Origin of the sequence: Pseudomonas graminis (genome assembly GCF_013201545.1) — a bacterium.
GTDB lineage: Bacteria > Pseudomonadota > Gammaproteobacteria > Pseudomonadales > Pseudomonadaceae > Aquipseudomonas.
Genome location: NZ_CP053746.1, coordinates 5080704 through 5094174, shown reverse-complemented (window position 1 = coordinate 5094174; position 13471 = coordinate 5080704). Strand labels below are relative to the sequence as shown.

Genomic DNA, 13471 nt, shown 5'->3' with positions numbered 1-13471 from the left:
CCAGTTTTACAAGCTGTAGGAAAAAGCTGACAGACGCCTCCGTTTTTGCGCGCGGTCTCAAGACTGTCATCAAACAGAAATGTTTCCAGTTTTAAATCTGCCTCGGGTCTTCAACTGTGACCACACACACAAAATTCTCTTGTTGAGGTATTGCCGTGATTCTGCTGACTAAAAAACGCCTGTCGCTTCTGATGGCTTCGATGTGCCTGTCGGGTATGGCACACGCCGTTGATGTGACGGGCGCTGGTTCGAGTTTCGTATTCCCGGTTATCTCCCAGTGGTCGCAGGACTACAGCAAAACTGCTGACAATCGCGTCAATTACCAGTCGATCGGTTCGGGTGGCGGTATCGCCCAGATCAAGGCTGCCACCGTAGACTTCGGCGCGTCCGACGCCCCGATGTCCGCTGAAGACCTCAAGGCCGGCGGCCTGGGTCAGTTCCCAAGCGTGATCGGCGGCATCGTTCCGGTCGTCAACATCGAAGGTGTAAAAGCCAACGACCTGAAACTGAGTGGCCAGGTCCTCGCTGACATTTTCCAGGGCAAAATCACCAAGTGGAACGACCCTGCAATCGTCGCAATGAACTCGGGCGTAAAGCTGCCTGAAACCAACATCACCGTCGTTCACCGTTCGGACGGCTCGGGCACTTCGTTCAACTTCACCAGCTACCTGACCAAAGTCAGCGACGCATGGAAATCCGGTCCAGGTACCGGCTCCGCCGTTCAATGGCCAGTGGGCGTGGGCGGCAAGGGTAACGAAGGTGTGGCGGCTTACGTAAAACAGATCAAGGGCTCGATCGGTTACGTTGAATACTCCTACGCCACCAAAAGCGATATCGCTTTCACCCAGCTGAAGAATGCCGCCGGCAAGGATATCAAGCCTGACTCCAAAGCCTTCGCCGCTGCTGCTGACACCGCTGACTGGGCCAACGCCAAAGACTTCAACCTGATCATGACCAACGCCCCGGGCGAGAAAGCATGGCCGATCACCGCGACCACCTGGATCATCATGTATAAGCAGCCGAAGAACGCCGAGAAAAGCGCTGCTGCTTTCGACTTCTTCAAATGGTCCCTGGAAAAAGGTCAGAGCGCCGCTGAAAAACTGGAATACGTACCTCTGCCTGCCTCGCTGGTCAGCAAGATCGAAGACTACTGGAAAACCGAGTTCACCAAGTAACTCGACGTCATCCGGCTAACCCCTGTCACCGAGCGCTCGGTGACAGGGTTTCCTTGCGAGTGGACCTACCATGACTGATAACACCCAATACATGTCCGCTGTGATTCCGGATGCAATATCCGAGAGCGAAAAACGCGCGGCCCGCGATCACCGACACGACGCCTGGTTTCGGCGCACGATGCTGGGAGCGGCTCTGTTGGTGCTGCTGTTGCTGGCGAGTATCGCCGGCTCGACACTCTGGGGCGGTGCCCTGGCGTTCAAGACCTTTGGCTTCGAATTTCTTACCAGTACCGAATGGGATGTGGTCAACGGCAAGTTCGGCGCGTTGGTGCCGATCTACGGCACGCTGGTCACCTCCTTTCTCGCGCTGCTGATCGCCGTTCCGGTGAGCTTCGGCATCGCGGTTTTTCTGACTGAAGTCGCACCGCCCTGGTTGCGCATGCCCATCGCTTCGGCGGTGGAGTTGCTGGCCGGCATTCCTTCGATCATCTACGGCATGTGGGGCCTGTTCGTGTTCGGCCCGTTCATGGCGCAATACATGGCCCCGTGGATCAACGACAACCTTGGCGCGCTGCCGCTGATCGGCCCTGTGTTCCAGGGCCCACCCCTGGGCATCGGCATGCTCACCGCCGGCATCGTGCTGGCGATCATGATTATCCCGTTCATCACCTCGGTCATGACCGAAGTGTTCCGCAGCGTGCCCATCGCCCTTAAAGAGTCGGCGTATGCACTGGGCGGCACAACCTGGGAAGTGGTCTGGGACATCGTCCTGCCTTATACCCGCTCTGCGGTGGTCGGCGGGGTGTTCCTGGGACTGGGCCGTGCGCTCGGCGAAACCATGGCGGTGACCTTCGTGTTGGGCAACGCCCACCAGTTCTCCGCATCGCTGATGATGCCAAGCAGCTCGATTGCTTCGGTGATTGCCAACGAGTTCAGCGAGGCCTACACCGACCTGCACCGTTCTGCGCTGATCGCCCTGGGCTTCCTGCTGTTCGTGGTTACCTTCATCGTGCTGGCGATCGCCCGTCTGATGCTCTCTCGTCTGTCGCGCAAGGAGGGTCTATGAGTAAGGCCGATAACGAAAACCTGTACCGCTCGCGCGCCATCAAGAACAGAATCGCGATGGTACTGAGCTGCGCCGCGACGGCCTTCGGCCTGTTGTGGCTGGTGTGGATTCTGCTGACCACGATCGTCAACGGGTTCGAAGCACTGAACCTGCGGCTGTTCACCGAAATGACCCCGCCACCGGGCTCATCGGGCGGACTGGCCAACGCCTTTTACGGCAGCATCCTGATGTCCGGCATCGGCCTGCTGATCGGCACGCCGATCGGATTGATGGCCGGTATATGGCTGGCAGAGTTTGCCCGCAACACCAAGCTGGGCAATGCGGTGCGCTTCATCAACGACATTCTGCTGTCGGCGCCGTCGATCGTGCTCGGTCTGTTCGTGTACACCGCGGTGATTCTGCCCCTCAGCGCCGTGACCAACCACCAGGTCGGTTTCTCCGCCATCGCCGGCGCCCTGGCCCTGGCCCTGCTGGTGATCCCGGTGGTGGTGCGAACCACCGATGAAATGCTCCAGCTGCAACCGTCGACCATGCGCGAAGCCGCATTGGCCCTGGGTGTGCCGCAATGGAAGCTGACATTGCAGATCGTCCTGCGTGCGGCCAAGGCCGGCGTGGTGACCGGCATCCTGCTGGCGCTGGCGCGCATCACCGGCGAAACCGCGCCGCTGCTGTTCACCGCCTTCGGTAACCAGTTCTGGAGCAGTGACCTGCTCAAACCGATCGCAAGCGTGCCTGTGGTGATTTTCCAGTACGCGATGAGTCCGTTCGATGACTGGCATTCCCTGGCCTGGGCCGGCGCTTTGATTATGACCATGTTTGTACTGGTACTGAGCCTCAGTTCCCGTCTTCTCCTTTTGCGCAATAGGGCGTCCTGATGAACAACCTTTCCCTCGCCGACGAAAAAACCAAAATCCAGGTACGCGGTCTCGATTTCTACTACGGCACTCAGCGCTCGCTGAAGTCGGTCGACATGATCATCCCCGAGAAGCGCATCACCGCGATCATCGGCCCGTCCGGCTGCGGCAAGTCCACGCTGCTGCGCGTGTTCAACCGCATTTACTCGATGTACCCGAAGCAGGAAGCCAAAGGCGAAGTGATGCTCAACGGGGAGAATATTCTCGCCCCGGGTTACTCGATGAACCGCCTGCGCAGCAACGTCGGCATGGTGTTCCAGAAGCCGGTGCCGTTCCCGATGTCGATCTACGACAACATCGCCTACGCGGTGCGTCACCACGAAAAACTCTCCCGTCGCGAGATGGAAGAGCGCGTCGAGCAGGCCCTGCGTGGCGCGGCGTTGTGGGATGAAGTGAAAGACAAGCTCAAGCAGAGCGCCCAGAGTCTTTCCGGTGGTCAGCAACAGCGTCTGTGCATCGCCCGCACCATCGCGCTGCGCCCGCAAGTGCTGCTGCTGGACGAACCGACTTCAGCCCTCGACCCGATCTCCACCGGTCGCATCGAACAGCTGATCACCGAGCTCAAAGAGCAGTTCACGGTGATCATCGTGACCCACAACATGCAACAGGCCGCGCGCTGCTCGGACTACACCGCGTTCATGTTCATGGGCGAACTGATCGAACACGGCGACACCGACACCATCTTCACCAAGCCGTCCAAGACCCAGACCGAGGATTACATCACCGGTCGTTTTGGCTGATCGGGGTTATCGCGGCGCTGCGGGAGGTTGTAGTGGGACCGCGCGCCTCGTAGGACCGGCTTTAGCCGGGAATGCGTCGGGCGCTACTGCGGGGCGCTGGTCGCCGTCGAATCCCCCATGAACGCCTCCAGCCGCTTGCGCAGCCAGCGTTCGGCGGGGTCAGTGTCCATGACGCTGAGCCAGACCATCGACAGGTCCAGGTTCGGCGTCACGAACGGCAGCGGTTCACCGCGCAGACCGGTTCGAGCCATGGCACGGGTCAGGTGATCCGGCAAGTTGCACAGCAGGTCCGTCCCCTCCATCAACGCCGGCAACGTGCTGTATTGCGGCACCGACAATACGGCAGTGCGCTTGCGGCCGATCGCGGCCAGCCACTCATCCGCAAAGCTCGAAATGTTCGCCACGTGGGAAACCACGACGTGGGGCCGTGTGCAGTATTCATCCAGGGTGATCGGCTCCGGCGAAGAATCGGCGCGCACCACCATTGGCTGCACGGTGCGGAGCATTTTCCGCTTGGCGTTTGCCGGCAGTTCACGGGTCAGGCAGACGCCGACGGTGATGTCGCCAGACATGAGCAGCTCCGAAACATTCCAGAAATTGACCTGCTTGATCACCAGCACGATGCCCGGTGCTTCTTCACGAATCGCGCGCAGCATCGGCGGCAACAGGCTGTATTCGACGTCGTCGGACAGCCCGATGCGGAAGGTCATGTCGCTGCTGGCCGGGTCGAATTCCCGCGTAAGGCTCAGGGCCACGGACATGGCGTCCAGCGCCGGCGACAGGTGACTGATGATCTCGTTGGCCCGTGCTGTAGGCTCCATGCGGTGACCGACGCGAATGAACAGCGGGTCGTTGAACAGCGCACGCAGGCGATTGAGGGCAGCGCTGATAGTGGGTTGGCCGAGGAACAGCTTCTCGGCGGCGCGGGTCACGTTACGCTCTTGCATCAAGGTCTCGAACACCACCATCAGGTTGATGTCGGCCTTGCGCAGCTCATTGCGATTCATAGATCGTCCCCGTTACCCGACATTCGTCACCCTGCTGTGGATGGCCTGCGACATGATGGGCGCCAGTTTATGGAGCGCGGTTGTTCGGCGTCCAGCGTTCCCGGCTAAAGCCAGTCCTACTGGATATACGCATGCTGTTGGCAGGACCGGCTGGGCCGCGAATTGTAGGACCGGCTTCAGCCGGGAAGAGGCCAGCCTGTGCACCGTCGATTTTGCGCCATGGCTACTGACGTCTCCCGGCTAAAGCCAGTCCCACCGGGTATGCGCATGCTGTTAGTGGGACCGGCTTCAGCCTGGAAGGGCCAGCCTGTGCACCCTCGATTTTGCGGCGTGACCACCGACGCCTTCCCGGCTAAAGCCAGTCCCACTGGGTATGCGCATGCTGTTAGTGGGACCGGCTTCAGCCGGGAATAGGCCAGTCCGGGCATCCTCGATTTTGCGCCATGGCTACTGACGCCTTCCCGGCTAAAGCCAGTCCCACTGGGTATGCGCATGCAGTTAGTGGGACCGGCTTCAGCCGGGAAGGGCCAGCCTGTGCACCCTCGATTTTGCGTCATGGCTACTGACGTCTTCCCGGCTAAAGCCGGTCCCACCGGGTATGCGCATGCAGTTAGTGGGACCGGCTTTAGCCGGGAAGGGCCAGCCTGTGCACCCTCGATTTTGCGCCATGGCTGCTGACGTCTTCCCGGCTAAAGCCGGTCCCACCGGGTATGCGCATGCAGTTAGTGGGACCGGCTTCAGCCTGGAAGGGCCAGCCTGTGCGCCCTCGATTTTGCGGCGTGACCACCGACGCCTTCCCGGCTAAAGCCAGTCCCACTGGGTATGCGCATGCTGTTAGTGGGACCGGCTTCAGCCGGGAAGAGGCCAGCCTGTGCACCCTCAGTTCTGCAGCGGACCGCCAAGGCCCTGCCTGCCAATGCCAGCCGGGGGGGCTTTTCGCCACGGGCGTACTCATCTCGCTGAACTTCGGCAGAACCCCGTGAGTCAGCATTAAAACGCTCACCATGAGGCTCTACATTCCATGCAGATTTCGTTGAAAGGCCAAGTCGCCATCGTCACCGGCGCCAGCTCCGGACTGGGTGCCGGCGCAGCGAAAGGGCTGGCGGCGTCAGGCGCGGCGGTGGTGATCAACTACCACTCGCAACCCGAACCCGCGCAGAAGCTCGCGCAAGAAATCATCGACGCCGGCGGCCAGGCCATCGCCATTGGCGCCGACGTCTCCAACGAGCAGGACGTGGAAAAGCTGTTCGCCGAGACCCTCGACGCATTCGGCCGTCTGGACATCCTGGTCGCCAATTCCGGACTGCAGAAGGATGCCGCCTTCGCCGACATGTCACTCGAAGACTGGAACACCGTCATTAACGTCAACCTCACCGGTCAGTTCCTCTGCGCGCGCGCCGCCGTGCGGCAGTTCGCCAAACAGGACATCCGCTCTGAGGTGTCCCGCGCCCGGGGCAAGATCATCCACATGAGCTCGGTGCATCAGGTGATCCCTTGGGCCGGTCACGTCAATTACGCCGCCTCGAAGGGCGGCGTCGATTTGCTGATGCGCAGCATTGCCCAAGAGGTTGGCGAACAGCGCATCCGAGTCAACAGCATCGCGCCAGGCGCTATTCGCACGGCCATTAACACCAAGGCCACCAGTGGCGACGCCGAAAAGAAACTGCTGGAGCTGATCCCGTACGGTCGGGTCGGCGAGGCCGACGATGTGGCCAACGCCATCGTCTGGCTGGCCTCGGATGCGTCCGATTATGTGCATGGCACGACGCTGTTCATCGACGGCGGCATGAGCCTCTACCCGGAGTTCCGCAACAATGGCTGAACACACCCCGCACCCGGATGACCCGACCGAGCAAGAACCGCAGAACGCTATCGAAAACCACGGGATCATTGGCGACATGCGCAGCGCCGCGCTAGTGGCCGACACCGGGAGCATCGACTTCTGCTGCTGGCCCGATTTCGACAGCCCCAGTATTTTTACCGCGCTGCTGGACACTCCGGACGCCGGGATTTTCCAGCTGGCGCCGATCCTCCCTGATGCCCGTCGCCAGCAGCTGTATCTGCCGGAAACCAACGTGCTGATGACGCGCTGGATTGCCAAGGACGCCGTGGTAGAAGTCACCGACCTGATGCCCATCGCGTCCGAAGTGGATAACCTGCCGCGCCTGATCCGCCGCATTCATGTGCGTCACGGCCAAACCGCCGTGCGCATGCGCTGCCGGGTACGCCACGATTACAGCCGCGCCGACACCACCGCGCAGATGGACGGCGAAGACATCCGCTTTGACGCCGAAGGCCAGCCCGCCATGCGTCTGGCCGCAACGACTCAATTGACCCTCGAAGGCCATGCCGCGGCGGCCGAGTTCGAAATGAAGCAGGGCGATGTGGTGGAGTTCATGCTTGGCGGCGCTGATGATCCGCTGGTCAAAGCCACGAATTGCGACTGCGATCTGAAAAACACCGTCAACTTCTGGCAGCACTGGAGTCGGCATTCCAACTACCGGGGCCGTTGGCGCGAAGTGGTCAATCGCTCGGCCCTGGCGCTCAAGCTGCTGACCTCACGCAAGCATGGCGGCATCGTCGCGGCGGCGACCTTTGGCCTGCCGGAGGAAGAGGGCGGCGAGCGCAACTGGGACTACCGCTACACGTGGATCCGCGACGCGTCGTTCACCGTCTATGCGTTCATGCGCCTGGGCTACACCGAGGAAGCCAACGCCTTCATGCACTGGGTCCGCGAGCGCATGGGCGATTGCTGCGAGGACGCCAACAAGCTTGGGATTCTCTATGCGCTGGACGGCCGCGAAGAATTGCCCGAAGAAGAACTGGACCACCTGAGCGGCTACGGCGGTGCATCCCCGGTCCGTATCGGCAACGAAGCCTACAAGCAGACGCAGCTGGACATTTACGGCGAGCTGCTCGATGCGGTGTACTTGGCCAACAAGTACGGCGAGGCTATTTCCCATGAGGGCTGGAAGCACGTCACCCGCCTGGTCAACGATCTGTGCGAGACCTGGAACAGCAAGGACGTCGGGATCTGGGAAATGCGCGGCGACGATCAGCATTTTCTCCATTCGCGGCTGATGTGCTGGGTCGCGCTGGACCGGGCGCTGCGGCTGTCGCTGAAACGCTCGCTGCCGGCGCCATTCGAGCGCTGGGACCAGGCGCGTCAGGCCATCCACGATGACATCTGGGAAAACTTCTGGGACGCCGATCTGGGCCACTTCGTCCAGCACAAAGGCAGCAAGAACCTCGACGCGTCCATGTTGCTCATGCCGCTGGTGCGCTTCGTTGGCGCCAGCGATCCCAAATGGCTGAAGACGCTGGATGCCATTGAGCGCGCGCTGGTGCGCGACGGTATGGTGTTCCGTTATCGCAACGATGATGACTATCACGATGGTCTCGGCGGTGAAGAGGGGGCGTTTGTTGCCTGTTCGTTCTGGTACGTCGAATGCCTTGCCCGCGCCGGGCGAGTGGAGCAGGCGCATCTGGAGTTTGAACAGTTACTGCGCTACGCGAACCCGCTGGGCTTGTACGCCGAGGAATTCGACGCCCACGGCCACCATTTGGGCAACACGCCGCAAGCCCTCAGCCACCTGGCGCTGATCAGTGCGGCGAGTTTTCTGGATCGCAAGCTCGAAGGCAGCCAGACCCTCTGGCAGCCCTGATTCAAGGAGAAAAAGATGGCTCATGCATTCAAGGTCGGTGATCACGTACGCTGGAACTCCGAGGCCGGGCACATCGTCGGCAAAGTGACGAAGGTGCACACCAAGGAAGTCGAGTTCATGGGCCGGCATCGTCACGCCTCGCCGGACGCGCCACAGTACGAGGTCAAGAGCGACAAAACCGGTCACCTCGCGATGCATAAAGAGGACGCCTTGGAAAAGGCTTGAGTCGTGCGTCTTTGATACCAGATGGCCCGGATACGAAAACGCAGCGATGACCGAAATCATCGCTGCGTTTTTTTGTGGCCGGTTCAGCCGATCAAGGAATCAGGCGCTGGGCCCGCAACGTGTCGAATACGTCGAAAAAGGCCTGGTCGCTGGCCTGAAATTCCTTGAAGCCCAGGGTCCGGCTTTTTGACATGTCGGTCACCACTTCGATGGGGCGACCGAGGTCAGCATCGGTGTGCCACGGCGAAATCAGGCGGCTGATGTCGGCTTCTTTCAAACCGTGGGCGCGCACGAGCTCGTCCCATGCCCCTTGATCGTTGGCCATCTGCTCTTCCAGCGGGGACACCTTCTCCGGGAATGCAGCAGGGTGCACACCGAAGTACTCGGCGATCTGGCCCCACATCCACTTCCAGCGAAACACGTCGCCGTTGGTGATGTTGAACGCCTGATCCGCCGCCGCAGGCGTCGTCGCTGCCCACAGTTGCTGTTTGGCCAATTGCCGCGCATCGGTCATGTCGGTGAGGCTGTCCCACTGCACGCGGGAGCCGGGGAACACGAACGGGCGTCCGGTGGCTTTGCAGATCGACGCATACACCGCGAGGGTAGTCGCCATGTTCATCGCGTTGCCCACTGCGACGCCGGTAACGGTGTGCGGACGGTGCACGCTCCAGGTGAAGCCGTCACGCTTGGCGGCGGCAAACACTTCATCTTCCTGGGCGTAATAGAAATTCTCGATGTCCAGCCGACCCTGGGACTCGCGGAACGGCGTCTGCGGCAGGGTGCCTTTGCCGTAGGCTTCGAACGGGCCGAGGTAATGCTTCAGGCCGGTGACCAGCGCGACGTGCTTGACGCTCTTCGCCGGGCTCAACGCGTCCAGCACGTTACGCACCATGGCGGCGTTGACGCGGATGTTTTCAGCTTCCGTCGCTTGACGCGACCAGGTGGTGAGGAAGACATGGGTCGGTTTGAGATCCGCCAGGGCCTGCCTGACCGAGGCCGGGTCTTGCAGGTCTGCCGCGACGGGGATCACACCGGGCGTCTGGGAGGGACGGCGGGAGAGGGCGGCCACCTGCCAACCGTTATCGAGCAACAGTTGAGTGGTTGCGCTGCCGACGATGCCGCTGGCGCCGACGACCAAGGCCGTTTGGGTCATGGGGGTCTCCTGTTTGATCGAGATGAATGGGCTTCATAAAAATGCAGCTCTCAGGTTTCAGAACGGCACCGATGCTCATAGGTTCAGCTCGATTGGCCGGGTGCGACCACAGACCACGCCGGCAGCCGCCCGTTGACTTACCCGACCAGTAGCGCCGCGCCATACATGCCAGTGGCGAAGACCACATGGCCGACCACATTCTGCAACCGCGCCACGTTCGGTTTCGGCGCCTTGTTGCACGCCATGCCGACACCCATGCCGGGCTGCAGGATGAACCAGCCGGCACCGATGGTCACCAGTCCGACGATCAGTGCCGGCAGAAAGGTCGGCGCGTGCGCCCATTGCACGCCCCAGATGAACAACAGCGCCGCGGCGAACAGCACGCCGACGGTGTAATGCATGAACCAGCCAATCGCCAGCTCATTGGGTACGGGAGGGGAACTGCCAATGCCCTTGCGGTGCACGAACTGCCCCTTGGGCATCCCGGCGAACCAGCGACCGACGAGGTGCCAGGGCGGGGTCGGCAAACCCAGCAGCGCCTTGAGCAACAGCGCCCAGAGATCCAGCAGCGCGGTGCCGCCGATGCCGATGAGAATTGCCAGGTAGATGAATTCGAACATGTCCGTTCCTGCGTGCTTTCAGTGGTCGATGGGCGAGTGATGGCCGGACACGTTAGCAGTTTTGCCAGGGAAAGCGCGTGAGTTGAATGTATGCGTTGCATGGGTGGGACCGGCTTCAGCCGGGAAGAGGCCTGCATGAACACCGCGAGATTTGCGGTGTGACACCCGACGCCTTCCCGGCTAAAGCCGGTCCTGCATTAAAGGTCGCTCAAGCACTTACCAGCGGTCATTGCCCCGACCGTGGTCGAAACCTCGGCGGTAGCCACCGTCGTAATAGCCATGGGGCGGCGGTGGTGCGAAGCGGCGATACTCGACCCGCTCACGCACCGGCACATAGACAACCTGCTGGTACCGCGGCTGATAACGCGGCGCGTAGCGTGGTTGCGGGCGGTAATCCTGATAGCGATCGTGACGGTCGTTGTTCGACTGACTGATCACCGCGGCCAGTACGGCACCGACGGCGGCTCCGGCGATGACAGGCACAATCACGTTGCGTTCGCTGGCGGACGCCGTGCCGGCGCCAACGAGCAGACCGGACAGGATCAGGGCTTGGGTCATCTTGGAAATCATGGTGTCTCCTTTGGCGAAAGAGTGGGTTCGCCATGGACGTATGAAACACCGGATCCGTGTAAACCCACGTCTAGGATCGGTAAAGGTTGGGTAAACCCGGATGTGCTCAATCGGCGCAGCAGTGCACGACCGGCGATCGGTTAACCGCCTGCGACGATGTGATGTTCGGCCATCCGAGAGGTCACTTGTGCAGTCCAATGGATTGCGACGGCCTTGTCCTCCTCGTGTCACGCTTTCCCCTGCCACCTCAGGCACCTCTTTTTGACATCGTTGCCACTGGAAAACAGCCCATGCGCCTGGCCGACTTCATCCTGCAGAACATCGAACCCATCCTGCAAAAGTGGGAAGCCTTCGCCAGGACCATGACGCCCGCCGCCAATGGCATGGACTCCGCCGAACTTCGCGACCACGCCGAACAGATGCTCCGCACGATCGCCGCTGACCTCCAGACCTCACAGACCGATGAGGCGCGGGTATCCAAGTCGAAAGGCGAAGCGCCCGATTCCGATAACGTCACGTCGGCCGAGACCCATGCTGAGGTCCGTCATTCGTCCGGCTTCACCATCGGTCAGATGATCGCCGAGTACCGGGCCTTGCGCACCAGTGTGCTGATGCTGTGGATGCCGCCCAAGGAAGTGAACCGGGCAGACGAGATTGCCGACATTCTGCGCTTCAACGAAGCCATCGATCAGGCCTTGGCCGAGTCCGTCATGACCTACACCGATAATGTCGATGCTGCGCGCAACGTCTTCCTCGGCATCCTCGGTCACGATTTGCGCAGCCCGCTGGGGGCGATTTCCCTCAGCGCCGAAGTGCTTCTGCGTGCAGGCGACCTGCCGCCCAAGGCAACCAAAAACGTGTCGCGCATCTACACCAGCGTCAAGCGTTCGACCAAAATAGTTGGTGATCTGCTGGACTTTACCCGGACTCAACTGGGCTCGGGAATTCCGGTCCGAGTGGCGCGGGATGATTTTTTCCAGGCCTGCGAAGCCATGGTGGAAGAGGCCAGGGCCTACCATCCGGATCGTGAGATCGACATGCGCGGCGACACCCGAGTCGTCGCGCAATTTGATCGGTCACGGATGGAACAGGTCATGTCCAACCTGATAGGCAACGCGATCAAGCATGGCAACCCCCTGACTCCGGTCACCGTCACGCTGATGGCGGGTGCCAAAACGGTGTCCCTCTCGGTGCACAACGAGGGCCCGCCCATCGAGGACAGCGTGAAAGCAACACTCTTCAACCCGATGGTGCGCAATTTTCAGGACGGAAAAGTGGAATACGGCGCGGCCGCAGGTCTTGGCCTGGGGCTGTATATCGCAGCGGCGATCGTCGACGCCCATAACGGCAGCATCAAGGTCGACTCCGCAGCCGACCGCGGCACCACCTTCACCGTGTCCTTGCCGTTGATCGGTGACGCAGGCGACTGAAACGCGCAGATCTCGGGGCACAAATGCTGCAATCGATACACAGGGCAACGACCGCCGATCAGCCGGCGGTCAGGCTCGGGAAACCTCGAGCAACAAGTTGAATCAACTGGTTACATAGGTGAGGTTAGGGGAAGTATATGGTGACCGACGATCTAGTCCGGTGGAACAGCCACTGGCGGTTAACCGACCACACAGTGTTGTGCAGGACCTGCAAAGCCAGGCAAAGCGAAGCCGAACGAGAAGCGACCTTCGTGCATCTGCCCACCTGCGGCTATGCCCGAGAGGCCGCCCATCCCTGGGATGAGCTCGACGCGAGCTGCGGAATGCTGCAGACCTCCCATTGAATCGGACCCTGTCGCCGATCGCTTACTGCGATGGCTCGGCCACGGCGCTGAACATCAGGCTCGGGACCTGACCGGGTACGTCATCGAGCTCGCCGCAACGGTGCATGCCGATTTTCTCCAGCACCCGAATCGACGCCGCGTGGGTCGGCCGGACGTAACCGTAGACATCTTCCAGCTTCAAGCTTGAAAACCCGAAGTCCAGCGCCGCTTTGCCCATCTCCGTGGCAAACCCCTGTCCCCACGCCTCAACGGCGAACCGATAGCCCAGATTGACCCTTTGCACGCCCAAAAAGTCATGCAACCCGATGCCGCCGAATCCGATGATATGTTCGGGCAACTCCTTGCGCGCGATGGCCCACCATCCATAGCCATGGGTCTGCCAGTGCTCGATCCAGCCCTCAAGCAGGGCTGCGGCCTGGGCCTTGTCGGTCATCGGCCCGGAAGGGTTGAACAACTGGGTCTGCGGGTCGCTGTAGATGGCGAACAGGCGGTCGAGGTCTTCAACTGCCGGGGCACGGTAGATCAGGTGAGCGCTGCTCATGGGCATGGCGAGGGATCCTTC

General features: G+C 61.2%; 13 protein-coding genes. 8 read left to right on the top strand and 5 right to left on the bottom strand.

The window, feature by feature from the left end; genetic code table 11:
- Positions 1-155 precede the first annotated feature (155 nt).
- The 4 genes from pstS to pstB all read left to right on the top strand — a co-directional run bounded on the left by pstS (position 156) and on the right by pstB (position 3895).
- Positions 156-1175: a phosphate ABC transporter substrate-binding protein PstS gene (gene pstS, locus FX982_RS22610; RefSeq protein WP_172612671.1), complete on the top strand. Its 1020-nt coding sequence runs from the start codon at positions 156-158 to the stop codon at positions 1173-1175.
- 70 nt (positions 1176-1245) lie between these two features.
- A complete protein-coding gene (pstC, locus tag FX982_RS22605; protein WP_065988539.1) occupies positions 1246-2241 on the top strand; it encodes a phosphate ABC transporter permease subunit PstC in 996 nt (331 codons plus the stop codon).
- Positions 2238-3116, top strand: coding sequence for a phosphate ABC transporter permease PstA (gene pstA, locus FX982_RS22600; protein WP_065988538.1), 879 nt, complete (start codon positions 2238-2240; stop codon positions 3114-3116). Before pstC ends, pstA begins: the two co-directional genes overlap by 4 nt.
- On the top strand, positions 3116-3895 hold the full coding sequence (pstB, locus tag FX982_RS22595) for a phosphate ABC transporter ATP-binding protein PstB (RefSeq protein ID WP_065988537.1): 780 nt from the start codon (positions 3116-3118) through the stop codon (positions 3893-3895). Before pstA ends, pstB begins: the two co-directional genes overlap by 1 nt.
- A gap of 83 nt (positions 3896-3978) precedes the next feature.
- Here pstB and FX982_RS22590 read toward each other — a convergent pair whose 3' ends face one another.
- Positions 3979-4902, bottom strand: coding sequence for a LysR family transcriptional regulator (locus tag FX982_RS22590; protein ID WP_172612670.1), 924 nt, complete (start codon positions 4900-4902; stop codon positions 3979-3981).
- Positions 4903-5923: 1021 nt separating this feature from the next.
- Between FX982_RS22590 and FX982_RS22585 the strand changes: the two genes are divergently transcribed.
- Genes FX982_RS22585 through FX982_RS22575 form a run of 3 tightly spaced genes read left to right on the top strand, consistent with a single transcriptional unit; the run spans position 5924 to position 8792 of the window.
- Entirely contained in the window at positions 5924-6724 is an 801-nt protein-coding gene (locus FX982_RS22585; protein WP_172612669.1) for a glucose 1-dehydrogenase, read from the top strand.
- Positions 6717-8567, top strand: coding sequence for a glycoside hydrolase family 15 protein (locus tag FX982_RS22580; protein ID WP_172612668.1), 1851 nt, complete (start codon positions 6717-6719; stop codon positions 8565-8567). Before FX982_RS22585 ends, FX982_RS22580 begins: the two co-directional genes overlap by 8 nt.
- A 15-nt stretch (positions 8568-8582) precedes the next feature.
- Positions 8583-8792 (top strand): DUF2945 domain-containing protein, encoded by a 210-nt coding sequence (locus tag FX982_RS22575; RefSeq protein ID WP_172612667.1) that lies wholly within the window; start codon positions 8583-8585, stop codon positions 8790-8792.
- 91 nt (positions 8793-8883) lie between these two features.
- Here FX982_RS22575 and FX982_RS22570 read toward each other — a convergent pair whose 3' ends face one another.
- From FX982_RS22570 to FX982_RS22560, 3 genes are all read right to left on the bottom strand, one after another.
- Positions 8884-9945 carry an SDR family oxidoreductase gene (locus FX982_RS22570; RefSeq protein ID WP_172612666.1) on the bottom strand — a complete coding sequence of 354 codons (1062 nt, stop codon included), beginning with the start codon at positions 9943-9945 and terminating at the stop codon, positions 8884-8886.
- Between the two features lie 137 nt (positions 9946-10082).
- Positions 10083-10565, bottom strand: a complete 483-nt coding sequence (locus tag FX982_RS22565; RefSeq protein ID WP_172612665.1) for a DUF2938 family protein — start codon at positions 10563-10565, stop codon at positions 10083-10085.
- A gap of 216 nt (positions 10566-10781) precedes the next feature.
- Complete coding sequence (locus tag FX982_RS22560) at positions 10782-11135, bottom strand: hypothetical protein (RefSeq protein ID WP_172612664.1); 354 nt, start codon at positions 11133-11135, stop codon at positions 10782-10784.
- Between the two features lie 290 nt (positions 11136-11425).
- Here FX982_RS22560 and FX982_RS22555 point away from each other — a divergent pair, with 290 nt between their 5' ends.
- The gene (locus tag FX982_RS22555; protein WP_172612663.1) at positions 11426-12565 is read left to right on the top strand and encodes a sensor histidine kinase; all 1140 of its coding nucleotides are present in this window, start codon (positions 11426-11428) and stop codon (positions 12563-12565) included.
- A 366-nt stretch (positions 12566-12931) separates the two neighbouring features.
- On the opposite strand, the gene FX982_RS22550 is transcribed toward FX982_RS22555, so the two are convergent.
- Positions 12932-13456, bottom strand: a complete 525-nt coding sequence (locus tag FX982_RS22550; protein ID WP_172612662.1) for a GNAT family N-acetyltransferase — start codon at positions 13454-13456, stop codon at positions 12932-12934.
- Between the last annotated feature and the right edge of the window lie 15 nt (positions 13457-13471).